Annotated in this window: 14 protein-coding genes; 5 read left to right on the forward strand and 9 right to left on the reverse strand. The window is 66.4% G+C overall.

The genetic code is table 11. The features are described from left to right. Nucleotides 1–171: 171 nt before the first annotated feature. The 3 genes from U5N23_RS14910 to U5N23_RS14920 all read left to right on the forward strand — a co-directional run bounded on the left by U5N23_RS14910 (nt 172) and on the right by U5N23_RS14920 (nt 4,978). On the forward strand, nt 172–2,256 hold the full coding sequence (locus U5N23_RS14910; RefSeq protein WP_322593567.1) for an ABC-F family ATP-binding cassette domain-containing protein: 2,085 nt from the start codon (nt 172–174) through the stop codon (nt 2,254–2,256). A gap of 713 nt (nt 2,257–2,969) precedes the next feature. Then, complete coding sequence (locus U5N23_RS14915) at nt 2,970–3,629, forward strand: hypothetical protein (RefSeq protein WP_322593568.1); 660 nt, start codon at nt 2,970–2,972, stop codon at nt 3,627–3,629. 194 nt (nt 3,630–3,823) lie between these two features. After that, complete coding sequence (locus U5N23_RS14920; RefSeq protein WP_322593569.1) at nt 3,824–4,978, forward strand: ABC transporter substrate-binding protein; 1,155 nt, start codon at nt 3,824–3,826, stop codon at nt 4,976–4,978. A gap of 219 nt (nt 4,979–5,197) precedes the next feature. Here U5N23_RS14920 and phbB read toward each other — a convergent pair whose 3' ends face one another. The 4 genes from phbB to dnaE all read right to left on the reverse strand — a co-directional run bounded on the left by phbB (nt 5,198) and on the right by dnaE (nt 12,783). Then, a complete protein-coding gene (gene phbB / locus U5N23_RS14925; protein ID WP_322593570.1) occupies nt 5,198–5,935 on the reverse strand; it encodes an acetoacetyl-CoA reductase in 738 nt (245 codons plus the stop codon). Nucleotides 5,936–6,310: 375 nt separating this feature from the next. Next, nucleotides 6,311–8,659, reverse strand: a complete 2,349-nt coding sequence (clpA, locus tag U5N23_RS14930; RefSeq protein ID WP_322593571.1) for an ATP-dependent Clp protease ATP-binding subunit ClpA — start codon at nt 8,657–8,659, stop codon at nt 6,311–6,313. 57 nt (nt 8,660–8,716) lie between these two features. Next, on the reverse strand, nt 8,717–9,085 hold the full coding sequence (gene clpS, locus U5N23_RS14935) for an ATP-dependent Clp protease adapter ClpS (RefSeq protein ID WP_322593572.1): 369 nt from the start codon (nt 9,083–9,085) through the stop codon (nt 8,717–8,719). 143 nt (nt 9,086–9,228) lie between these two features. Then, nucleotides 9,229–12,783 (reverse strand): DNA polymerase III subunit alpha, encoded by a 3,555-nt coding sequence (gene dnaE / locus U5N23_RS14940; RefSeq protein ID WP_322593573.1) that lies wholly within the window; start codon nt 12,781–12,783, stop codon nt 9,229–9,231. A gap of 201 nt (nt 12,784–12,984) precedes the next feature. Between dnaE and U5N23_RS14945 the strand changes: the two genes are divergently transcribed. Further along, nucleotides 12,985–13,782, forward strand: a complete 798-nt coding sequence (locus U5N23_RS14945) for an outer membrane protein assembly factor BamD (RefSeq protein ID WP_322593574.1) — start codon at nt 12,985–12,987, stop codon at nt 13,780–13,782. Between the two features lie 13 nt (nt 13,783–13,795). Here the strand turns inward: U5N23_RS14945 and U5N23_RS14950 are convergent, their stop codons facing one another. Beyond that, nucleotides 13,796–15,835 carry an ATP-dependent DNA helicase gene (locus U5N23_RS14950; RefSeq protein ID WP_322593575.1) on the reverse strand — a complete coding sequence of 680 codons (2,040 nt, stop codon included), beginning with the start codon at nt 15,833–15,835 and terminating at the stop codon, nt 13,796–13,798. Between the two features lie 192 nt (nt 15,836–16,027). Between U5N23_RS14950 and U5N23_RS14955 the strand changes: the two genes are divergently transcribed. Next, nucleotides 16,028–16,873 (forward strand): PP2C family protein-serine/threonine phosphatase, encoded by an 846-nt coding sequence (locus U5N23_RS14955; protein ID WP_322593576.1) that lies wholly within the window; start codon nt 16,028–16,030, stop codon nt 16,871–16,873. A gap of 31 nt (nt 16,874–16,904) precedes the next feature. On the opposite strand, the gene U5N23_RS14960 is transcribed toward U5N23_RS14955, so the two are convergent. From U5N23_RS14960 to odhB, 4 genes are all read right to left on the reverse strand, one after another. After that, nucleotides 16,905–17,597, reverse strand: coding sequence for a hypothetical protein (locus U5N23_RS14960; protein WP_322593577.1), 693 nt, complete (start codon nt 17,595–17,597; stop codon nt 16,905–16,907). Next, the gene (zapE, locus tag U5N23_RS14965) at nt 17,594–18,691 is read right to left on the reverse strand and encodes a cell division protein ZapE (protein WP_322593578.1); all 1,098 of its coding nucleotides are present in this window, start codon (nt 18,689–18,691) and stop codon (nt 17,594–17,596) included. The genes U5N23_RS14960 and zapE overlap by 4 nt, the downstream gene beginning before the upstream one ends. A gap of 92 nt (nt 18,692–18,783) precedes the next feature. Then, nucleotides 18,784–20,211, reverse strand: a complete 1,428-nt coding sequence (lpdA, locus tag U5N23_RS14970; RefSeq protein ID WP_322593579.1) for a dihydrolipoyl dehydrogenase — start codon at nt 20,209–20,211, stop codon at nt 18,784–18,786. Nucleotides 20,212–20,473: 262 nt separating this feature from the next. Then, the gene (odhB, locus tag U5N23_RS14975; protein ID WP_322593580.1) at nt 20,474–21,751 is read right to left on the reverse strand and encodes a 2-oxoglutarate dehydrogenase complex dihydrolipoyllysine-residue succinyltransferase; all 1,278 of its coding nucleotides are present in this window, start codon (nt 21,749–21,751) and stop codon (nt 20,474–20,476) included. Nucleotides 21,752–21,778: the final 27 nt, after the last annotated feature.

Raw genomic sequence — 21,778 nt, forward strand, 5'->3', positions numbered from 1 at the left:
GCCCGCGCAGTGCGGCGGCTGCCGCCGCGTGGCAACCGCGGCATCGCCCATGGGCTCGCGCCGATGCGATGCGGGCCCGCCGCCCCTTTCCGGGATCACCCGATCCCCCACCTGGAATACCCCGGGGCCTTGCGCTGCACGACGCAGCCGGGTCGCCTGATTGAGTTTTGCATGATCAACCTGAAGAACATCGTCCTGCGCCGCGGCACCAAGGTGCTGCTGGACAGCGTCTCCGTGACCCTGAACCCGGGTGAGAAAGTCGGCCTCGTGGGCCGCAACGGTGCCGGCAAGTCCACGCTGTTCGCTCTGCTCAACGGCAGCCTGCACGAGGACGGTGGCGATTTCTCCATCCCGCGCCAGTGGCGCATGGCGCAGGTCGCGCAGAACATGCCCGAGACCGACGAGACGGCCACCGCCTTCGTACTGGCCGGCGACACGCGACTGGCCGAGCTGCATACCCAGCTGGCGCAGCTCGACCAGAGCGACGCCGCGCACGACGATGCCGACCACGGCATGGCCATCGCCCAGGTCTACACCGACCTGGCTGATGCTGGCGACCACGACGCCGTTCCCCGCGCCCAGGCGCTGATCCTGGGCCTGGGTTTCCAGGCGCACGAGCTGGAGCGCCCGGTCAACAGCTTTTCGGGCGGCTGGCGCATGCGCCTGCAGCTGGCGCGCGCGCTGATGTGCCCGTCGGACCTGCTGCTGCTCGACGAACCCACCAACCACTTGGACCTGGACGCACTGGTCTGGCTCGAAGCCTGGCTCAAGAAGTACGCTGGCACCATGATCGTGATCAGCCATGACCGCGAGTTCCTGGACGCCGTCACCAACGTCACCTTGCAGATCGACAGCGCCAAGCTCACCCGCTACGGCGGCAACTACAGCAAGTTCGAAGAGTTGCGCGCGCAGCAGATGGAGCTGCAACAGGCCGCCTTCTCTAAGCAGCAGGACAAGATCGCCCATTTGCAGAAGTTCATCGACCGCTTCAAGGCCAAGGCCAGCAAGGCCAAGCAGGCGCAAAGCCGGGTCAAGGCGCTCGAGCGCATGGAGAAGATCGCCCCGCTGCTGGCCGAGGCCGAGTTCACCTTCGAGTTCAAGGAGCCCGTGAACCTGCCCAACCCGATGCTGGCGATCAGCGACGCGGCGTTCGGCTACACGACCGACGACGAGATCAAGACCATTCTTACCGGCGTGAGCAAGTCGGTGCTGGCCGGTCAGCGCATCGGCATCCTGGGCGCCAACGGCCAGGGCAAGTCCACCCTGGTCAAGACCATCGCCCGCGAGATGGCGCCCATTGCCGGCACGGTGACCGAGGGCAAGGGCCTGTCCATCGGCTACTTCGCCCAGCAGGAGCTCGATGTGCTGCGCCCCGGCGAGAACCCGCTGGAGCACATGATCCGCCTGGCGCGCGACATGGGCGCTGCCGCCCGCGAGCCCTCGCGCGAGCAGGACCTGCGCAGCTACCTGGGCAGCTTCAACTTCAGCGGCGATATGGTCAAGCAGGCCGTGGGCACCATGAGCGGCGGCGAAAAAGCGCGCCTGGTGCTGGCCATGATGGTCTGGCAGCGCCCCAACCTGCTGCTGCTGGACGAGCCCACCAACCACCTGGACCTGGCCACGCGCGAGGCGCTGTCCATGGCGCTCAACGAGTTCGAGGGCACCGTCATGCTGGTCAGCCATGACCGCGCGCTGCTGCGCGCCGTGTGCGACGAGTTCTGGCTGGTGGGCCGCGGCGTGGTCGGCCCGTTCGATGGCGACCTGGACGACTACCAGCGCTACCTGCTCGAAGAGGCCAAGCGCCTGCGCGAATATTCGCGCCAGGCCGAAGCCGCCGCTGCGAAGACGGCCTTAGCGGCTGCGGCTGCGGCAGCCGTCGCCAGCGCTCCGGCCCCTGCTGCGGCACCGGCACCGGTGGCCGCGCCACCCGTGGTGGCGGCCAAGGCCCCGGCCCCTGCAGCCGCTCCCGTGGCAGGCCGCGACCAGCGCAAGCTCGACGCGCAAAGCCGCCAGCAGCTGGCCGAGAAGACGCGCCCCCTGAAAAAGGAGCTGGAACAGATCGACAAGCGCCTGGCCGCCCTGTCGACCGAGCGCGCCGATCTGGAACACAAGCTCACCCAGCCCCTGCCCCCGGCCGAGATCGCCGAATGCGGCCGCCGGCTGAAAGCCGGCAACGACGAGACCGCACAGCTGGAAGAGCGCTGGCTGGAAATTTCATCGGCGATCGAAGAAATTGCGACGACCGCGGGCGCCTAAGTTGTAAAATCCTGTAATTCATTGCCTATTTTTCAAGTGCTTACATTAGGCCCGTATTGAATTATTTGCTATCTTTTTTGGAGTTGCGGGGGCGTGGAATTTTTTTGATTTTGGGTTGCATTTTTTTGTGAAACGCTGTCAACCGAGGGGCAAGTGAACGCGTTGTTGGTACATCACAGGAGTTTTCCAGTATGAATACCACCGCAATCATGTCCGCCTGGCCCGAAGACGAACGCGACCGCAAGCGCGCCCCGGCCCGCTTCTGAGGGTGTGGCGGCCCCGGCTTTCAAGCCGGGCGCCCCTTCTTTTCACTGTTCAAACCACCCCAGCAGGAAAGCCCCGCCACCGCGGGGTTTTTTGCGTCCCGCGCAGACCGCCGCCGCCTTGACCGCGATGGTGTCTGCACAGCGGCTCCATAGCCGCGTGCGCCCAGGCAGGCCAGTCTGCCGTCCTCCCCCCCCGCCACATCACTTCGCCCTGCGCCCGCCGACGCCGCCAGTGGTTTCATCGCGCCCCGGCAGCCGCGCCCTCCGCCCAGTGGACACATTGTCAAGCGCCCGAGAGGCGCCGGTGGACAAGGCGGAGAACGCCCGCCCTGCCTGGGCGCAGAACAATCCATGCATTGCGCCCCCCCCGGTGCGCCGGCCCTCCCGCTGGCCAGGAGGGCAGCCCCGGCGAATTTCTCGCCGAATCCATGGAAAGGAAAACCACCAATGCGGATGCACCACCACAGCCTGGGAATCACGGCGCATACCCGGCACTCCCTGCGTTTCGCCTGCGCCAGCCTGGTGCTGGCGGCCCTTGGCGGCCTCGCGCCGTCCGAGTCCGGCGCACAGACGCGCTACACCTGCCGGGACGACAACGGCAACCACTACACCTCGTTTCGGGCCTGCCCCCAGGGCATGAAGACCACGTCGGTATCGGCAGGGCCCACGGCAAGCGAATACCGCAGCGAACGCGCACCCAGCCGTGCGCAGCCCTCCGCGCCCGCGTCGGACCACCAGCAGTACATGAGCGAGCGCTGCCGCACCCTGAGCGACACCCTGCGATCGGCCTACTCCCGCGGCATCAAGGCCGACGTGCAAAGTGGCATGCGCCGTGAATTCGAGCGCGACTGCCGAGACGAAGAAAGCGATGCCTCATCACGCTACCACCAGGAGCAGCGCGACGCGCGCCGGCAACGGCGCGACGAAGACCGCCAGCAGCAGATGGCACAGCAGGCTTCGCAGGCCGACGAGGCCCGCCGCGGCCAGCAGTGCGCCGAATCGCGCCGCATCCTGCACCTCAAGAAGGCGCGCACGGACCTCAGCGAAGGCGAGCGCAGCGATCTCAAGCGCTTCGAGGATGCCTACCTGGCGCGTTGCGCGCGCTGAGAGGCTTTGCCGGCCATCGCCCGCCACCCGCCACTTGTCCGTTGGTCTGAAACGTTTTTTGACGTTGTTCACGTTTGGTCGATAGAATCAGGGTTTTCCCTATGGTTGCGCTATCCATGCGGCCATGGGGTCCCTGGCCACCACGGTATCCCCTGGCAGCGCCCTCCCCCTTCTTCGATCCATCGCCAACTTCCATGCAACGTCGCCAGTTCACCCAGTCCCTTCTTGCCACCGCCACGGGTCTCTCGCTCGCCCCTTCCGCATGGGCCGGCCCGCAGGACCCCATCGACGCCAAGCTCGTCACCATCGGCTGCTCGCTGGGCCTGACGGGTCCCCTGGCCAGCCTGGGCAAGGAGCTCAAGCAGGGCCTGGACGCAGGCATCGCCCAGGCCAACGCCCGCAGCGGCGGCACGGGCGGGCGTGAGCTGCGCCTGCTGGCGCTGGACGACGGCTACGAGCCCGCGCGCTCGGAAGAGAACGTGCGCAAGCTGATTGCCGACGGCAACGTGGCGGCGCTGCTGTCGTGCATGGGCACGCCCAACAACCAGCGCATCATGCCCCTGGTCGACGAAGCGCAGATCCCCTACGTGGCACCGCAGAGCGGCGCTTCGTCGCTGCGCAAGGCCGAGTACCGTTCGGTCTTCCATGTGCGCGCCGGCTACTCCGACGAAGCCCAGCGCCTGGCCAAGAAGCTCGTGGCCATGGGCATCACCGACCTGGCCGTGGTCTACCAGGACACGGTGTTCGGCCGCGAATTCCTGGCCGATGTGAACAGCGCCCTCAAGGCCGTCAACCAGCCCGCACCCAAGGCCTTCAAGCTCGACGCCAAGGGCGAGCAGGTGCCCCAGGTGGTGCAGCAGGCCCTCGGGGCCAAGCCGATGACGGTGCTGCTGGGCACGGCCGGCGACGTGAGCGCCGCGCTGGTCAGCGAGTTCCGCAAGGTCTCGGCCAGCACACCACTGGCCGCCACCAGCGTGGCCTTCAGCGGCGAAAACATCCGCCAACTGGGTGCCAAGGCCGGCGGTCTGGCCGTCTCGATGGTGATGCCCGATGCCACACGCACCAGCGTGGCCCTGGTGCGCGACTACCAGCGCGCCATGCGCGCCGTGAACCAGCAGGAATTCTCTTCGCGCAGCTTCGAGGGCTACGTCAACGCCCGCGTGCTGATCGATGGCCTGGACCGCGCGGGGCGCGACCTCAGCCGTGCCAAGCTGCGCACGGCACTGGCCGGTTTGCGCAGCAACGACCTGGGCGGTTTCATGGTCGACTATGCGGGTGGCGCACCGTATGTGGGTTCGAAATTCATTGACCTCGGAATCATGGGCTCCAACGGCCGCTTCATTGGCTGACACCCCCTGAGTCGCTTCGCGCCTTCCCCCTCTCTCGTCTCGCTGCGCGAGTCGGGAGGGGGACGCCCCCGGTGCGGCGGGGCGGCCCTTGCACGGGGGCACTGGCTTTGGCCATGCCTGTTTTGTCCGTAGCAGGCATGTCATACCGCGTCAAAAACAAAAAACCCGCCGAGGCGGGTCTTTGCGTTCCGGGCGACAACGGGGTCGCCTGCGGATGGATCAGCCCATGTGCAGGCCGCCGTTGACCGAGAAGTCGGCACCGGTGGCGTAGCCGCCTTCTTCCGAGGCCAGCCAGGCGATGATCGAGGCGATCTCGCTGGGCTCGCCCAGGCGCTTGACGGGCACGGTGGCGACGATCTTCTCCAGCACGTCGGGGCGGATGGCCTTGACCATGTCGGTGCCGATGTAGCCCGGGCTCACGGTGTTCACCGTCACGCCCTTGGTGGCCAACTCCTGCGCCAGGGCCATCGAGAAGCCGTGCATGCCGGCCTTGGCGGCCGAGTAGTTGGTCTGGCCGGCCTGGCCCTTTTCGCCGTTCACGCTGCTGATGTTGACGATGCGGCCCCAGCCCTTTTCCACCATGTCGGCCACCACCTGCTTGGTGACGTTGAACATGCTGTTGAGGTTGGTCTCGATCACGGCGTCCCAGTCCTCGCGGGACATCTTCAGGAACATGCGGTCGCGCGTGATGCCGGCGTTGTTCACCAGCACGTCGATGCTGCCGTGTTCGGTCTTGGTCTTGGTGAAGGCTTCCACGGTGGAATCCCAGTCGCCCACATTGCCCACCGATGCGTAGAACGTGTAGCCGAGTGCCTTTTGTTCCGCCAGCCACTTGGCATGGTCGCGGGTCGGGCCGCAGCCCGCAATGACCTTGAAGCCTTCCTTGTGCAGGCGCTGGCAGATAGCCGTTCCGATGCCCCCCATGCCGCCGGTGACGTACGCGACTTTCTGGCTCATGTAATTACTCCTTATGTAGTGATGCGCTCCATGCCACTCTACCCAAGAAACATGGCCCCACCCTGAAGGAAAACACTGAGCGGGCTTTCTTTTTGATGCAACAAAGCGTGTGATAACCTGCGATGTTGCGGCGCTCGGATGAGGCGCTGCGCGCGGCCTGCACTGCCTTGGGGCGCCTGCATTCCCCTGGCGCCACGCGGACCCACGGGCGGCCCTGGCATCCCCCGCGCGCCAAGGGCCAATGCAGCGCCCGGCGCACCCATGGTCCAGGCGCCACCACATTCCCAACGCCCCATGAAAAAAGCCCGCAGCGGCTGCTGCGGGCTTTCGTTCTTGGGCCGGGTTCGGGCGCATGGCGCCCCCTCCCCAAGCCTGTCAATCGGCCGTGGCCTCTTCCGGCTCGGCTGGCTCCGACTTGGCCGAGCGCTCCTTCTTGGGAAGGGGCTGGATGTCAAGCAGCACTTCGGGTGTTTCCACGCCCTTGTCGTCGGCCTTCATCTCGATGTCCACCGTGAGGCGGCCACCTTCGGTCAGGCGGCCGAACAGCAGTTCGTCGGCCAGCGCGCGGCGGATGGTGTCCTGGATCAGGCGCTGCATCGGGCGCGCACCCATCAGCGGATCGAAGCCCTTCTTGGCCAGGTGCTTGCGCAGCGTGTCGGTGAAGGTGACCTCCACCTTCTTCTCGGCCAGCTGGGTTTCGAGCTGCAGCAGGAACTTGTCCACCACGCGCAGGATGATCTGCTCATCGAGCGCCTTGAAGTTGACGATGGCATCCAGCCGGTTGCGGAACTCGGGCGTGAACAGGCGCTTGATGTCGCCCATTTCATCACCCGCCTGGCGCGGGTTGGTGAAGCCGATCGTCGCCTTGTTCATGGTCTCGGCGCCGGCGTTCGTCGTCATGATGATCAGGACGTTGCGGAAGTCGGCCTTGCGGCCGTTGTTGTCCGTCAGCGTGCCATGGTCCATCACCTGCAGCAGCACGTTGAAGATGTCCGGGTGCGCCTTCTCGATCTCGTCGAGCAGCAGCACCGCGTGCGGCTTCTTCGTGATGGCTTCGGTCAGCAGGCCACCCTGGTCGAAACCGACGTAACCCGGAGGCGCACCGATCAGGCGGCTCACGGCATGGCGCTCCATGTACTCCGACATGTCGAAGCGCAAGAGCTCGATGCCCATGATGTAGGCCAGTTGCTTGGCGGCCTCGGTCTTGCCTACGCCCGTGGGGCCGCTGAACAGGAACGATCCGATCGGCTTGTCGCCCTTGCCCAGGCCCGAGCGCGCCATCTTCACCGCGCTGGCGAGCACTTCCAGGGCCTTGTCCTGGCCGAACACCACGCTCTTGAGATCACGCTCCAGGGTCTGCAGCTTGCCCCGATCGTCGTTGGAGACGTTGGCCGGCGGAATGCGGGCGATCTTGGCCACGATCTCTTCGATCTCGGCCTTGCCGATGGTCTTCTTGCGCTTGCTCGGCACCATGATGCGCTGCGCAGCACCGGCTTCATCGATGACGTCGATCGCCTTGTCGGGCAGGTGGCGGTCATTGATGTACTTGGCGCTCAGCTCGGCCGCGGCCTGCAGGGCGGCCGCTGCGTACTTCACGCTGTGGTGCTCTTCAAAGCGCGACTTCAGGCCCTTGAGGATGTCGATGGTTTCCTGCACCGTGGGCTCGACCACGTCCACCTTCTGGAAGCGGCGCGACAGCGCTGCGTCTTTTTCGAAGATGCCACGGTATTCCGTGAAGGTGGTGGCGCCGATGCACTTGAGCTGGCCGCTGGAGAGCGCCGGCTTGAGCAGGTTGGATGCATCGAGCGTGCCGCCCGAGGCGGCACCGGCGCCGATCAGGGTGTGGATCTCGTCGATGAACAGGATGGCATTGGGCTTGTCCTTGAGCGACTTGAGCACGCCCTTCAGGCGCTGCTCGAAATCGCCGCGGTACTTGGTGCCCGCCAGCAGTGCGCCCATGTCGAGCGAGTACACCACGGCCTCGGCCAGGATCTCGGGCACGTCGTTCTGCGTGATGCGCCAGGCCAGGCCCTCGGCAATCGCGGTCTTGCCCACGCCGGCTTCACCCACCAGCAGCGGGTTGTTCTTGCGGCGGCGGCACAGGATCTGGATGGTGCGCTCCACCTCGTAGTGGCGCCCGATCAGCGGATCGATCTTGCCATCCTTGGCGGCCTGGTTCAGGTTCTGCGTGAACTGCTCGAGCGGCGAGGCCTTCTCGTTGCGCTCGGCAGACGCGCCCTCCTCGCCCTCGGCCTGGTTCTCGGCCTTGGCGGGCTCCGGCGGCTCGCCCTTCTTGATGCCGTGGGCGATGAAGTTGACCACGTCCAGGCGCGTCACGCCCTGCTGGTGCAGGTAGTACACGGCATGCGAATCCTTCTCGCCGAAGATGGCCACGAGCACGTTGGCGCCGGTGACTTCCTTCTTGCCGTTGCCGGTGGACTGCACGTGCATGATGGCGCGCTGGATCACCCGCTGGAAGCCCAGCGTGGGTTGCGTGTCCACCTCGTCGGTGCCGGCCACCTGGGGGGTGTTGTCCTTGATGAAGTTCGACAGCGACGACCGCAGGTCATCGATGTTGGCCGAACAGGCGCGCAGCACTTCCGCTGCGCTGGGGTTATCGAGCAGTGCCAGCAGCAGATGCTCCACGGTGATGAACTCGTGGCGTTGCTGGCGGGCCTCAACAAAGGCCATGTGCAAGCTGACTTCCAGTTCTTGGGCAATCATGTGAACTCCTTTGTGCTTGCGTGGAAGAGATAACTGTAGATCGGGACGAAAAACCTGTTATTCAACAGGTTCACTGACACATTGCAGCGGGTGCCCGGCCTTGAGGGCCGCATCCAGCACCTGCTCGACCTTGGTGGCGGCCACGTCGCGCGAATACACGCCGCAGACGCCTTTGCCGTCGAGGTGGATCTTGAGCATGATCTGGGTCGCCTGCTCCCGGTCCTTGCTGAAAAACTCCTGCAGCACCACGATCACGAACTCCATGGGGGTGTAGTCGTCATTGAGCATGACCACCTGGTACATCTGGGGGGGCTGGGTCTTTTGCGTGCGTCTTTCCAGCACGACCGAACCGCCGTCATCCCGCGCAGGCCTGGTGACCGGCGGCGCGGTTTTGGGAGAAGGTGGTTTTGTTGCCATGAATTTCATTCTAGCGACCCGCGCGTACCGCTGCCGCAGGAGAAATCTGATGTTCATCCGTTTTTTTTCAAGGCTGCCCTCAGCAATATTCTTGCCAGGCCATATCCGGCCTGGAAAAACACCCTTGGGATGAATATGGAACAGCAGCTTTTCTAGTCATAGACAACCGTTGCGGAGCCTGCTCCGACCTGGGCGCTCCAGGCGGCCAGCGCGGCATCGCTGGGATAAAAGCGGCTGCTGTCGGACAGCTGGATCTCGGCGACGGCCGTGGTGCTGCCGGCCGCCCCCTGGGCGGTGCCCGTGCAGCGCAGCCCCATGCGCACCCGCAGGCCGTGCAGCAAGTCGCCCTCGGGCGCCTCCTCGCGGCGCGGTGGAAACTCGCGCAGCAGCCTTTGCACCTCGGGCGCCTTGTCGCTGACCATCACGTGCAGGTACTTGCCGAAGCGCGCACGCGCGCCCGCCAGGTCCCAGACCTGCTGCACCTTCACGCGCAGGCCGCCGCTGAAATGGTCCAGCTGCAGGCGGCCCATCATCACCACGAACTCGTCCTCCTTGAGCTGGTTCTTGTAGGTGTTGATCAGCGCCTCGTCGGCCGAGGCCTCGATCACGGCCGACTTGTCGTCCAGCTTGAACAGCGCGAGCTTGCCGCGCTGGCCGTTGATGACCCGGAAATCACTGATGATGCCGGCCAGGATCTGCGGCTCGCGGCTGTCCAGCAGCTCGTCGATCTGCGTGCGCACGAAGCGGCGCACCTCGGTGGCCACCTCGTCGAACAGGTGGCCCGAGAGGTAGAAGCCCACGGCCGTCTTTTCCAGCGTCAGGCGCTCCTTGATGCCCCAGGGGGTCACGTCCACCAGCTCGGGCTCCTGCGTGCTCGATCCATGCGCGTCGTCGCCCATCATGTCGAACAGGCCGCCCTGGTTCACGTTGGCCAGCGAGGCCGCCGCGAAGTCGAAGGCCCGGTCGATGGAGGCCACCAGCGAGGCCCGGTTGAGGTTGAGCGAGTCGAAGGCGCCGGCCTTGATGAGGGCCTCCACCGTGCGCTTGTTCATGCGCGCGCGGTCCACGCGCAGGCAAAAGTCGAACAGGCTCTTGAACGGGCCCTTGGTGGCGCCGTTGGGGCCCTCGCCGCGGCCTTCGCGGGCCGCCACGATGGCCTCGATGGCGGCCTGCCCCCCGCCCTTGACGGCGCCCAGGCCGTAGCGGATGACCTTGTCCGTCACCGGCTCGAAGCGGTACATGCCGCGGTTCACGTCAGGCAGCTCGAAGGTGATGCCGAAGTTCTTGCGCGCGTCCTCGAACAGCACCTTGAGCTTGTCGGTGTCGTCCATTTCCACCGTCATGTTGGCGCAGAAGAACTCGGCCGTGTAGTGCACCTTGAGCCAGCCGGTGTGGTAGGCCAGCAGCGAGTAGGCGGCCGCGTGCGACTTGTTGAAGCCGTAGCCCGCGAACTTCTCCATCAGGTCGAACACCTCGTCGGCCTTGGCCTCGCTGATGTCCTGCTTGGCAGCGCCGGCGCGGAAGATCAGGCGGTGCTCGGCCATCTCCTCGGCCTTTTTCTTGCCCATGGCCCGGCGCAGCATGTCGGCGCCGCCCAGGCTGTAGCCGCCCAGCACCTGGGCGGTCTGCATCACCTGCTCCTGGTAGACCATGATCCCGTAGGTCTCGGCCAGCACCTTCTCCACCAGCGGGTGCGGGTACTCCACGACCTCCTTGCCGTGCTTGCGGTTCACGAAGCTGGGGATCAGGTCCATGGGACCGGGGCGGTACAGCGCGTTCAGCGCGATCAGGTCTTCCAGGCGGCTCGGGCGCGCCTCGCGCAGCATGCCCTGCATGCCGCGGCTTTCAAACTGGAACACGGCCTCGGTCTTGCCGTCCGAGAACAGTTTGTAGGTGGGCCCGTCGTCGAGCGGAATGCCCTCGAAGGTGAAGTTCTCCTGGCCCTTGTGGCGCTTCATGATGAACTCGCGCGCGATCTCCAGGATGGTCAGCGTGGCCAGGCCCAGAAAGTCGAACTTCACGAGACCGATGGCCTCCACGTCGTCCTTGTCGTACTGGCTCACCGCCGATTCGCTGCCGGGCTGCTGGTACAGCGGGCAGAAGTCGGTGAGCTTGCCCGGCGCGATCAGCACGCCCCCGGCGTGCATGCCGATGTTGCGCGTCATGCCTTCGAGCTTTTGCGCCATCTCGATGACGGTCCGGACGTCCTCTTCCTTGGCCACGCGCTCGGCGAGCATGGGCTCGAGCTCCAGCGCGTAGTTGTTCTTGTCGCCCTCCTTCTTGACGGCAGGCGGGTACTGCAGCGTGTAGGACATGCCGGGCTTGCCCGGCACGAGCTTGGAGATGCCATCGCAGAAGGTGTAGCTCATGTCCATCACGCGGCCCACGTCGCGGATGGCAGCCTTGGCCGCCAGCGTTCCGAAGGTCGCGATCTGGCTCACGGCGTTCTTGCCGTACTTGTCCTTGACGTAGTCGATCACCCGGTCGCGGTTGGACTGGCAGAAGTCGATGTCGAAGTCGGGCATGGACACCCGCTCGGGGTTCAGGAAACGCTCGAACAGCAGGTTGTATTCAAGCGGGTCCAGGTCGGTGATCTTGAGCGCGTAGGCCACCAGCGAGCCGGCGCCCGACCCCCGGCCCGGGCCCACGGGGCAGCCGTTTTCCTTGGCCCACTGGATGAAGTCGCCCACGATCAGGAAGTAGCCGGGAAAGCCCATCTTGAGGATGGTGCCGATCTCGAACTCGAGGCGGTCGACGTAGCGCTGGCGCTGCGCATCGCGGTCGGCCTCCTTGGGGAACAGCAGCTTCAGGCGCGCTTCCAGCCCTTCGAAGGACGCGAAGCGGAAATACTCGTCGATCGGCATGCCGTTGGGCGTGGGAAAGTCCGGCAACTGCGGTTTGCCCAGCACCAGCGTCAGGTTGCAGCGCTGGGCGATCTCCACGGTGTTGGCGATGGCCGAGGGGATGTCGGCGAACAGTGCCTCCATCTGGGCCGACGACTTGAAATACTGCTCGCGCGTGAAGCGGCGCACCCGGCGCGGGTTGGCCAGGATCTCGCCCTCGGCAATGCACACGCGCGCCTCGTGGGCCTCGTAGCCCTCGGCGTCGGCGAACTGTACCGGGTGGGTGGCCACCACCGGCAGGTGCAGGCGCGCGGCGAGCTGGGCGGCGGCCACCACATGGGCCTCGTCATCGGGCCGGCCGGCGCGCTGCAGCTCGATGTAGAAACGGTGCGGAAAAAGGCCCGCCAGGCGCAGCGCCAGGTCGGCCGCGCCCGCGTCATCGCCCTTGAGCAGGGCCTGCCCCACGGGGCCGGCCTGGGCGCCCGAGAGCACGATCAGGCCCTCGGACAGCTCCTGCAGCCATTCCCAGGTGCAGACGGCGAGGTTCTTGACGATGTTGCGCGTCCAGGCGCGGGCCAGCAGTTCCGACAGGCTCAGGTAGCCCTGGCGGTTCTGCACCAGCACGATCATGCGCGATGGCGGGGCCGTGCCCTCCCCCTCCAGGAAGATCTCGGCGCCCAGCAGGGGCTTGACGCCCTTGCCCCGGGCTTCCTTGTAGAACTTGATGGCGCCGAAGAGGTTGTTGAGATCGGTGATGGCCAGGGCGGGCTGGCCATCGACGGCGGCGGCCTTGGCCACCTCGTCGATGCGGTTGGTGCCGTCGACGACGGAATATTCGGTGTGCAGGCGCAGGTGGACAAACATGGGCTCCATTGTAGAAAGCCCACTGCACCTCGTAACCGAAACGTTTGCGACAGGGAGATTCCAGTGGTGCATGCCGCCGGTACAATGCGCCGTCGGGTCCCGGGCAGGCTTCCGCGTGGAGACATGCCCCCCGCTGGCGCCACCGCCAGCCACCCGTCCTGGAACATCCCGTTTCCTTTTTTTGCCTGAAAGCTGCTTGCGATGCTTCGTGCCCCACTGCCGTTTATCTCCGCCCTGCTGGCTGCAGGCGTTCTTGCCGGGTGCTCGACCACCACGGAAGACAAGACCGCCAACTGGAGCCCGAACCGCATCTACTCCGAAGCCAAGGACGAAATGAACTCGGGCGGCTACGACAAGGCCGTGCCGCTGTTCGAAAAGCTCGAAGGCCGTGCCGCCGGTACGCCGCTGGCCCAGCAGGCCCAGCTGGACAAGGCGTATGCCCACTACAAGGCGGGTGAAAAGGCGCAGGCCGTGGCCACGCTCGACCGCTTCATGAAGCTGCACCCCGCCAGCCCCGCGCTCGACTATGCGCTGTATCTCAAGGGCCTGGTCAACTTCAACGACAACCTGGGCCTGTTCTCGTGGCTGTCGCGCCAAGACCTGTCCGAGCGCGACCAGAAGGCCGCCAAGGATTCGTTCGAGTCCTTCAGCGAACTGGCCACGCGCTTTCCCGATTCGCGCTATGCCCAGGACGCGCGCCAGCGCATGACCTACATCGTCAACTCGCTGGCCCAGTACGAAGTGCACGTGGCACGCTACTACTACCAGCGTGGCGCCTACGTGGCCGCCATCAGCCGCGCCCAGGTGGCCGTGGCCGACTACCAGGGCGTGCCTGCGGTGGAAGAAGCGCTCTACATCCTGATGCAGTCCTACGACGCCCTGGGCATGGACCAGCTGCGCGACGACACCCGCCGTGTCATGGATGCCTCGTACCCGCAAAGCGAGTACGTGCGCACCGGCTTCAAGGGCAAGTCGGATCCCTGGTGGAAGTTCTGGTAAGCCTCTGAACGGTTCAGTCCGCGTCTGAACGGGCGCCCATCAGATCATCCAGCGCGGCGTCGAAATCCTCCGGGGTTTCCAGGCGCCGCATGGGCGGCAAGGACCGCAGCAGCCGTTTGCCATAGCCCATGGTGGCCAGGCGCGTGTCGCCGACCACCAGCACCCCCCGGTCCGACTCGCGCCGTATCAGCCGGCCCGCCCCCTGCTTGAGCGCCACCGCCGCCTCGGGCACGGCATATTGCTGGAACGAACTGCCCCCTGCCTCCTCGATGCGCTGGCTGCGTGCCTCGACCAGCGGGTCGCCCGGCGGCGGAAACGGCAGCTTGTCGATGATGACCAGCTGCAGCGCATCGCCGGGCACATCGAACCCCTCCCAGAACGTGGCCGAGGCCACCAGGATGCAGCCCGGCGCACCGTGCCCGCTGCCCTCGCGAAAGCGCTCCATCAGGCGGCGCTTGGGCCATTCGCCCTGCACCAGCACCGACAGCGACTGCCCGTCGCCAAAGCGGCGGTGCAAGGCATCACCGATCGTGGCCAGGGCCTTGAGCGTGGTGGTCAGAACCAGGGTGCGCCCACCGATGCGCGCGGCGGCATCGCCGGCCAGGCGCGCAATGGCGGCGCTGTGGGCCGGGTCCGCCGGCTTGGGCAGGTGGCGCGGCACGTACAGCGCGGCCTGCGTAGCGTAGTCGAACGGGCTGTCCACGCGCAATATCTCGGCCCCCTGCAGCCCGCAGCGCTCGACGAACCAGGTCAGCCCCTCGTCGGCGCCCAGCGTGGCCGAGGTGAAGATCCAGGCGCGCTGGCGCTCGCCCTCGGGGTCGGGCCACTCATCGTCACGCGCGCTGTGGGTGGGCTGGGTCAGCAGGCGGGTGCGCATGGCATGCGAGATATCGAGCGGCGACTCCACCAGCCGCACCTGGGTGCTCCCCAGATCGATCCAGCGCACCGCATCCTGGCCACAGGGCCCGGCGAACCGCGCCAGCCGGGCCAGCAACTCGGTGCTGCGTTCGTACAGGCGCTCCAGGTCGGGGGCGGTCTCGCTGAGCTGGTCGAGCGCCTCCTGGGCCTGGGCGCAGGCCGTCGACAGCCTGCGCAGCGCGGCCTCCCATGCCTCGCCTTGCGCGCCCTCGGGTGCGGGCCCCGTCCAGCCGCGCTTGCCCTGGGCGCTGGCGCTGCCGCCGGCCATGCGCAGGTCGCCCACGGCCTGCTCCACCCGGCTGGCCAGGGCCAGCCAGTCGGCCAGGCCGCGTGCATGGTGCAGGCCTGCGGCCAGCAGGTCGCGCGCAAAGTCGAGCAACTGGCCCGAGGACAGCTGCAGGCCCAGGAACTGCACGCCGGTTTCGCTGATCTGGTGGGCTTCATCGAACACCACCACGCGTACCGTGGGCAGCAGCTCGGCCACGCCGGATTCGCGCACGGCCATGTCGGCGAAAAAGAGGTGGTGGTTGATCACCACGATGTCGGCCGCCAGGGCCTCGCGGCGGGCGATGTTCACATGGCATTCGCGTGCGCGCGGGCAGTTTGCGCCCAGGCAGCTCTCGCGCGTGGAGGTCACCAGCGGAATGACGGGCGAGCGCTCGTCCAGGCCAGTGAGCTCTGCCAGGTCGCCGCTGCGCGTGCTGCGCGACCAGTCTTCCACCTTGGCCAGCACGCGCACCACATTACGATCTGTTACCGCGATGTCCTGCCTTGCCTGCACCATGCGGTGCAGGCACAGGTAGCTGGCCCGGCCCTTGAGCAGGGCGGCGCGCACCGACACGCCCAGAACACCCGCCAGCAGCGGCAGGTCGCGCGCGAACAGTTGGTCCTGCAGCGCCTTGGTGGCGGTGGAGAGCAGCACGCGCTCGCCGCTGAGCAGGGCGGGAACCAGATAGGAGAAGGTCTTGCCCACACCCGTACCCGCTTCCACCACCAGCATGCCACCCTCTTGCATGGTGCGGGCCACGGCGGCCGCCATGCGGGTCTGGCCCTCGCGCGGGCGGAACTGTGCATCGGCCCGCGCCAGCAGTCCTTCGGGCGCGAACACCTCCTGCACCATCTCGGCCAACGGCATCAGGCAGGCTCCCGGGTTTGTAGCAAGCGCTCCATGCGCAGCGCGAGCGGCTGCCGCAGGGGCAAAGGGTGGGTGGATTTCAAAAGGGGGTGCGCGGCAGTCATGGCAAAAATGCCACAGGCGGGCGGATAATACGCGTTCCAGAGCACCCAAACGACTGACAGGCCCGTTGGCACACCCACAATCACCAGCATGACCACCAAAGCGTTCCGCCTTATCGCCTCCACCGGCATCCACAAGGGTGACCGCGAGTACCAGCAAGACCAGGTGGCCCTGATCTCGCACGAACGGCACAACGGCTGCGTCCTGGGGGTCGTGGCCGACGGCATGGGGGGACGCAGCGGTGGCCGCAAGGCGTCCGACCAGGTCATGATGACCGCCCGCCAGCTGTTCGAGCGCTATTCGCCCGAGACCGACGATCCGGCTGCCATGCTCAAGAGCATGGTCGAAGAGGCGCACATCGTCATCCGCCTCACGGCCATCTCGGCCGAGCAGGAGCCGCACAGCACCATCGCCGCCTTCCTGATCAACCCGCGCGGCGACTGCCACTGGGTGCATGCCGGCGACTCGCGCATCTACCACTTCCAGGGCGGGCGCCTGGCGCACCGCACCAGCGACCACTCCTACGTGCAGGCCCTGGTGGACCGGGGCGAGCTGACCGAGGCCGAGGCCAACAACCACCCGCACTCGAACATCCTGGTGGGCTGCCTGGGCACCGAGAGCGACCCGCCCATCACCACCCACATGATTGCCCAGTTGCACCCGGGCGACACGCTCATGGCCTGCAGCGATGGCGTGTGGCACTACTTCTCGCCCACCGAGCTGGCCTCGGTGGTCGAATCGCTCTCGCCGCGCGAGGCCACGGAGTTCCTGATCGAAAAAGCCCGCACGCGGGCCCGTGGGGGCGGCGACAACCTGTCGCTGGTCATCGTGAAGATCGAGGCCCTGGTCGAAGAGAAGAAGACCGTGCAGGGCATGGGCATGGGGATCCATCCGTCCACAGCCAGCGTTCCCGCAGGCGCCACCAGCAAGGTCTGAGAGGCTGAGCCCGCCCACCCTGCCCTGCGCTTCAGTGCGCAGGCGCGGGCAGCGGTGCAGCCGGCTTGCGCCCCGATGCCGCTGCAGCGGCCTGCTCGCGGGCCACGCGGGCGCGGCGCGCCTCGGCGGCCTTCAATTCCTCGGCATGGCGCTCACGTGCGCGGCCCGCGCGCTGGGCGGCATCAGCGGCGCGCTGGGCCTGCTCGGCCTCGCGCTGCTCGATGTTCTGCGCGCGCGGGGTGGGCACCACGGGGGTCTTGGGTGTGCGCGGCATGCGCGGGGTCTGCACATGCGGCTGGCCACGCACGCCAATCCCCACTTCAGGAGCTTCACTCGGCGGGCCGGGCTGGGCAGCCTGCTTTTGCGCGATGCTGCGCCGCCGCTCGGCGGCTTTCTCCTTGCGCTCGGCATCGTTGATCTGCATCTCGCGCGAGCGCAGGCCGGCTTCGGCCTCGCGCGCCCGGTTGCGTTCCACACGCAGGCAGTCCTCCACCGCAAAGAGCTTGTAGCACTCGGTCTCGGCCGCCAGGCGCCGGGCGGCCACGGCCTTGCGCTCGTCCGCGATGTGCGCGCGTTCGGCGGCCCGGTGGGCATGGGCTGCCTTGCGCTCGGCCGACTCGGGCTCGGCTGCGGCCTGGGCCAGGGCATGCGAGGCCATGCCCATCTGCGCCAGCAGGCACAGTGCAGGGAGAATGAGGAACTGCCGCATTGTCCTGGTCTTCATGTCAAGCCTGTATCCACCATGCGGCGCTCGAGCGCCAGAAACTCCTTGGACTGCATCTCGTTCAGGCGCGACACCGTGCGCGGGAACTCGTGTGCCAGGGGACCTTCCGTGTACAACGCTTCCGGCGCCACGGCCGCCGACATGATGAGCTTCACGCGCCGGTCGTACAGCACGTCCACCAGCCAGGTGAAGCGCCGCGCCGGCGAGGCCATGGCCACCGGCAGGTAGGGCACGTCGGACAACAGCACGGTGTGGAACTGCGTGGCGATTTCCAGGTAGTCGTTCTGCGAACGCGGCCCACCGCAGAGTTCACGGAAATCGAACCATACCACCCCGCCGGCCTTGCGCTTGGCGCGGATCTCGCGCGCCTCGATGTGCAGCACCGGGTCTTCGTCGTGCACCTCGGCCAGCTGGTTGAAGGCCTCGTTCATCTGCGCGTCGGCGTCCGGCCCCAGGGGCGTGTGGTAGAGCTTGACCTGCTCCATGGTGCGGCGCCGGTAGTCGGTGCCGTTGTCCACGTTCACCACCTCCAGGCGCTCGTTGAGCAGCGCGATGGCGGGTAGGATGCGGTCGCGGTGCAGGCCGCCCGGGTACAGGTCGTCGGGCTTGAAGTTGGAAGTGGTGACGAAGCCCACGCCGTTCTCGAACAGCGACGCCAGCAGGCGGTGCAGGATCATCGCGTCAGTGATGTCGGCCACGTGGAATTCGTCGAAGCAGATCAGCTTGTAGCGCTTGGAAATGCGCTCGCCCAGCACATCGAGCGGGTTCTGCGTGCCCTGCAGGCCCGCCAGCTCGCGGTGCACCTCGCGCATGAACTCGTGAAAATGCAGGCGCACCTTGCGCTTCAAGGGCACGGCGTCGAAGAAGCATTCCATCAGAAAGCTCTTGCCGCGCCCCACCCCGCCATACATGTAGACGCCGCGCGGGATGTCCGGGCGGTTGATGAGCTTCTTGAACGCGTTGGAGCGGCGCTCCTTGTAGGTGGCCCACTCGTCGGCGCAGCGCTGCAGGGCATCCACGGCGCGCAGCTGTGCAGGGTCGCTCTGGAATCCCTTGGCCTCGAGTTCGGCCAGGTAGGTCTGTTTGACAGTCACGGTGCGCTCGCCTGGTGCTAGGAATGAATAAGGCATAAAGCGCCGCCGCCCCTCACAGGGCGACGGCGCCATCTATCTCCCGTGGGAGGAGATCAGAAGTTCAGCGTGCGCTTGTCCACGGCCAGGGCCGCTTCCTTGGTGGCTTCGCTCAGGCTGGGGTGGGCGTGGCAGATGCGCGCGATGTCTTCGCTGCTGGCCTTGAACTCCATGGCGACGACGGCCTCGGAGATCAGCTCGCTGGCCTGTGGGCCCACGATGTGCACGCCCAGGATTTCATCGGTGTCGGCATCGGCCAGCATCTTGACCATGCCGGTGGTGTCGCCCAGCGCGCGCGCGCGGCCGTTGGCCAGGAACGGGAAGGTACCGGCCTTGTACTTGACGCCGTCGGCCTTGAGCTGCTGCTCGGTGCGGCCCACCCAGGCGATTTCGGGGCTGGTGTAGATGACCCAGGGCACGGTGTTGAAGTTGACGTGGCCATGCTGGCCGGCAATGCGCTCGGCCACGGCAACGCCTTCTTCCTCGGCCTTGTGCGCCAGCATCGGGCCGCGCACCACGTCACCCACCGCCCACACGCCGGGCAGGTTGGTCTTGCAGTCGGCATCGACCACGATGGCGCCGCGCTCGTCCAGGGCCAGGCCCACGGCTTCGGTGTTCAGGCCGATGGTGTTGGGCACGCGGCCGATGGAGACGATGAGCTTGTCCACTTCCAGCGCCTGGGCTTCGCCCTTGGCGTTGGTGTAGGCGATGCTCACGCCCTTCTTGCCGGTCTTGATCTCGCCGACCTTCACGCCCAGTTCGATCTTCAGGCCCTGCTTATCGAAGGCCTTCTTGGCTTCCTTGGCGATCTGCTCGTCCACCGCGCCCAGGAAGGTGGGCAGGCCTTCGAGGATGGTGACTTCGGCACCCAGGCGGCGCCACACCGAGCCCATTTCCAGGCCGATCACGCCCGAGCCGATGAGGCCCAGCTTCTTGGGCACGGCGCCCACGCGCAGCGCGCCGTCGTTGGACAGCACGAATTCTTCGTCGAAGGGCGTGCCGGGCAGCGCACGGGCGTTGGAGCCCGTGGCGATGATGATCTGCTTGCCCGTGATCGACTCTTCGGCGGCGCCAGCCACCTTGATCTCGTAGCCACCTTCGGCGGCCTTCACGAACGAGCCGCGGCCGTGGAAGAAGCTGACCTTGTTCTTCTTGAACAGGTACAGGATGCCGTCGTTGTTCTGCTTCACGACGGTGTCCTTGCGGGCGATCATCTTGGCCACGTCCATCTTGACGCCGGTGGCCGTGATGCCGTGCTCGGCAAAGTGCTTGTTGGCGTGCTCGAAATGCTCGGACGATTGCAGCAGCGCCTTGGAGGGGATGCAGCCCACGTTGGTGCAGGTGCCGCCGGGTGCGGGGCCGCCCTTGTCGTTCTTCCACTCGTCGATGCAGGCCACGTTGAAGCCCAGCTGGGCGGCACGGATGGCGGCGATGTAGCCGCCGGGGCCGCCACCGATGACGATCACGTCGAATTGTTTGCTCATGTCGATCTCAATCACTTGTTCATTGGAAAAAAGACCCACCGGCGGGCCTGGCACAAGCCAGTCGCACATGTGGGTCAATACGATGCATATGAAGGGCGCTATGCGCCAACCCCATCAGCCTACGAGACGCGCTGGGCCCTGCCAGCGACCGCCGCGCAAGGGCCGCCCCGCCGCGCTGGCGGTGTCCCCCTTCCCGAATTGCGCAGCAATTCGAGAGAAGGGGGAAGGCGCGAAGCGACTCAGGGGGTTGTCGCCTCATTCTTCAGATGTCGAACAGCAGGCGCGATGGGTCTTCCAGCGCTTCCTTCATGGCCACCAGGCCCAGCACGGCTTCGCGGCCGTCGATGATGCGGTGGTCATAGGACATGGCCAGGTAGTTCATCGGGCGGATCACGATCTGGCCGTTCTCCACCACGGCGCGGTCCTTCGTGGCGTGCACGCCCAGGATGGCCGACTGCGGCGGGTTGATGATGGGCGTGGACAGCATGGAGCCGAAGGTGCCACCGTTGCTGATCGAGAACGTGCCGCCGGTCATCTCTTCGATGCCCAGCTTGCCGTCCTTGGCCTTCTGGCCGTATTCGGCGATCTTCTTCTCGATGTCGGCAAAGCTCATCTGGTCGGCGTTGCGCAGGATGGGCACCACCAGGCCACGGGGCGAACCCACGGCGATACCGATGTCGAAGTAGCCGTGGTAGACGATGTCGTTGCCATCGACCGAGGCGTTGAGCACGGGGTACTTCTTCAAGGCATGCACGGCCGCCTTCACGAAGAAGCTCATGAAGCCGATCTTCACGCCGTGTTCCTTGGTGAACGCGTCCTGGAACTTCTTGCGCATGTCCATCACCGGGGCCATGTTCACTTCGTTGAACGTGGTCAGGATGGCGTTGGTCGATTGCGACTGCAGCAGGCGCTCGGCCACTCGGGCGCGCAGGCGGCTCATGGGCACGCGCTGCTCGGGGCGACCGCTCAGGTCTTCCTTGGCGGCCGGGGCCGACACCTGGGGCAGTGCCTTGGTGGGCACGCCCGTGGGGATGGCGCTCGGGGCTGCCACGGCGGCCTTGGCGGCACCACCAGAGACCGCGCCGAGCACGTCGCCCTTGGTCACGCGGCCATCTTTGCCCGTGCCGGCCACAGCCGATGCGGACAGGTTGTTCTCGGCCAGCAGCTTGGCAGCCGCAGGCATGGCCACGTCGCCCTTGGAACCACCGGCAGCCGCAGGTGCGGCTGCAGGCGCCGATGCCGTGGCAGCAGCGGGTGCTGCGGCAGCGGCGGCGGCTGGTGCGGCTGCGCCGGCCTTGCCTTCGGTGTCGATCTTGGCGATGAGCTGCTCGGCCACCACGGTGGCGCCGTCGCCCTGGATGATTTCAGCCAGCACGCCGGCCGAGGGGGCGGGCACTTCCAGCACGACCTTGTCGGTTTCGATCTCGATCAGGATTTCGTCCACTGCGACCGCTTCACCGGCCTTCTTCTTCCAGGTGAGCATGGTGGCTTCTGCCACGGACTCGGACAGCTGGGGGACTTTGACTTCTACGATAGCCATATCAATTCTTTCGGAATGGGGTTCTGT

This window comes from Acidovorax sp., assembly GCF_034519795.1.
In the GTDB taxonomy this organism is placed as follows: domain Bacteria; phylum Pseudomonadota; class Gammaproteobacteria; order Burkholderiales; family Burkholderiaceae_C; genus Acidovorax.

Excerpts from the sequence above, each read along its gene's own strand:
- U5N23_RS14945 (WP_322593574.1), top strand. The coding sequence starts at position 12,985 with ATGCTTCGTGCCCCACTGCCGTTTATCTCCGCCCTGCTGGCTGCAGGC.
- clpS (WP_322593572.1), bottom strand. The coding sequence starts at position 9,085 with ATGAAATTCATGGCAACAAAACCACCTTCTCCCAAAACCGCGCCGCCG.
- U5N23_RS14920 (WP_322593569.1), top strand. The coding sequence starts at position 3,824 with ATGCAACGTCGCCAGTTCACCCAGTCCCTTCTTGCCACCGCCACGGGT.
- U5N23_RS14955 (WP_322593576.1), top strand. The coding sequence starts at position 16,028 with ATGACCACCAAAGCGTTCCGCCTTATCGCCTCCACCGGCATCCACAAG.
- U5N23_RS14960 (WP_322593577.1), bottom strand. The coding sequence starts at position 17,597 with ATGAAGACCAGGACAATGCGGCAGTTCCTCATTCTCCCTGCACTGTGC.
- U5N23_RS14910 (WP_322593567.1), top strand. The coding sequence starts at position 172 with ATGATCAACCTGAAGAACATCGTCCTGCGCCGCGGCACCAAGGTGCTG.
- lpdA (WP_322593579.1), bottom strand. The coding sequence starts at position 20,211 with ATGAGCAAACAATTCGACGTGATCGTCATCGGTGGCGGCCCCGGCGGC.
- dnaE (WP_322593573.1), bottom strand. The coding sequence starts at position 12,783 with ATGTTTGTCCACCTGCGCCTGCACACCGAATATTCCGTCGTCGACGGC.
- U5N23_RS14915 (WP_322593568.1), top strand. The coding sequence starts at position 2,970 with ATGCGGATGCACCACCACAGCCTGGGAATCACGGCGCATACCCGGCAC.
- clpA (WP_322593571.1), bottom strand. The coding sequence starts at position 8,659 with ATGATTGCCCAAGAACTGGAAGTCAGCTTGCACATGGCCTTTGTTGAG.
- U5N23_RS14950 (WP_322593575.1), bottom strand. The coding sequence starts at position 15,835 with ATGCCGTTGGCCGAGATGGTGCAGGAGGTGTTCGCGCCCGAAGGACTG.
- phbB (WP_322593570.1), bottom strand. The coding sequence starts at position 5,935 with ATGAGCCAGAAAGTCGCGTACGTCACCGGCGGCATGGGGGGCATCGGA.
- odhB (WP_322593580.1), bottom strand. The coding sequence starts at position 21,751 with ATGGCTATCGTAGAAGTCAAAGTCCCCCAGCTGTCCGAGTCCGTGGCA.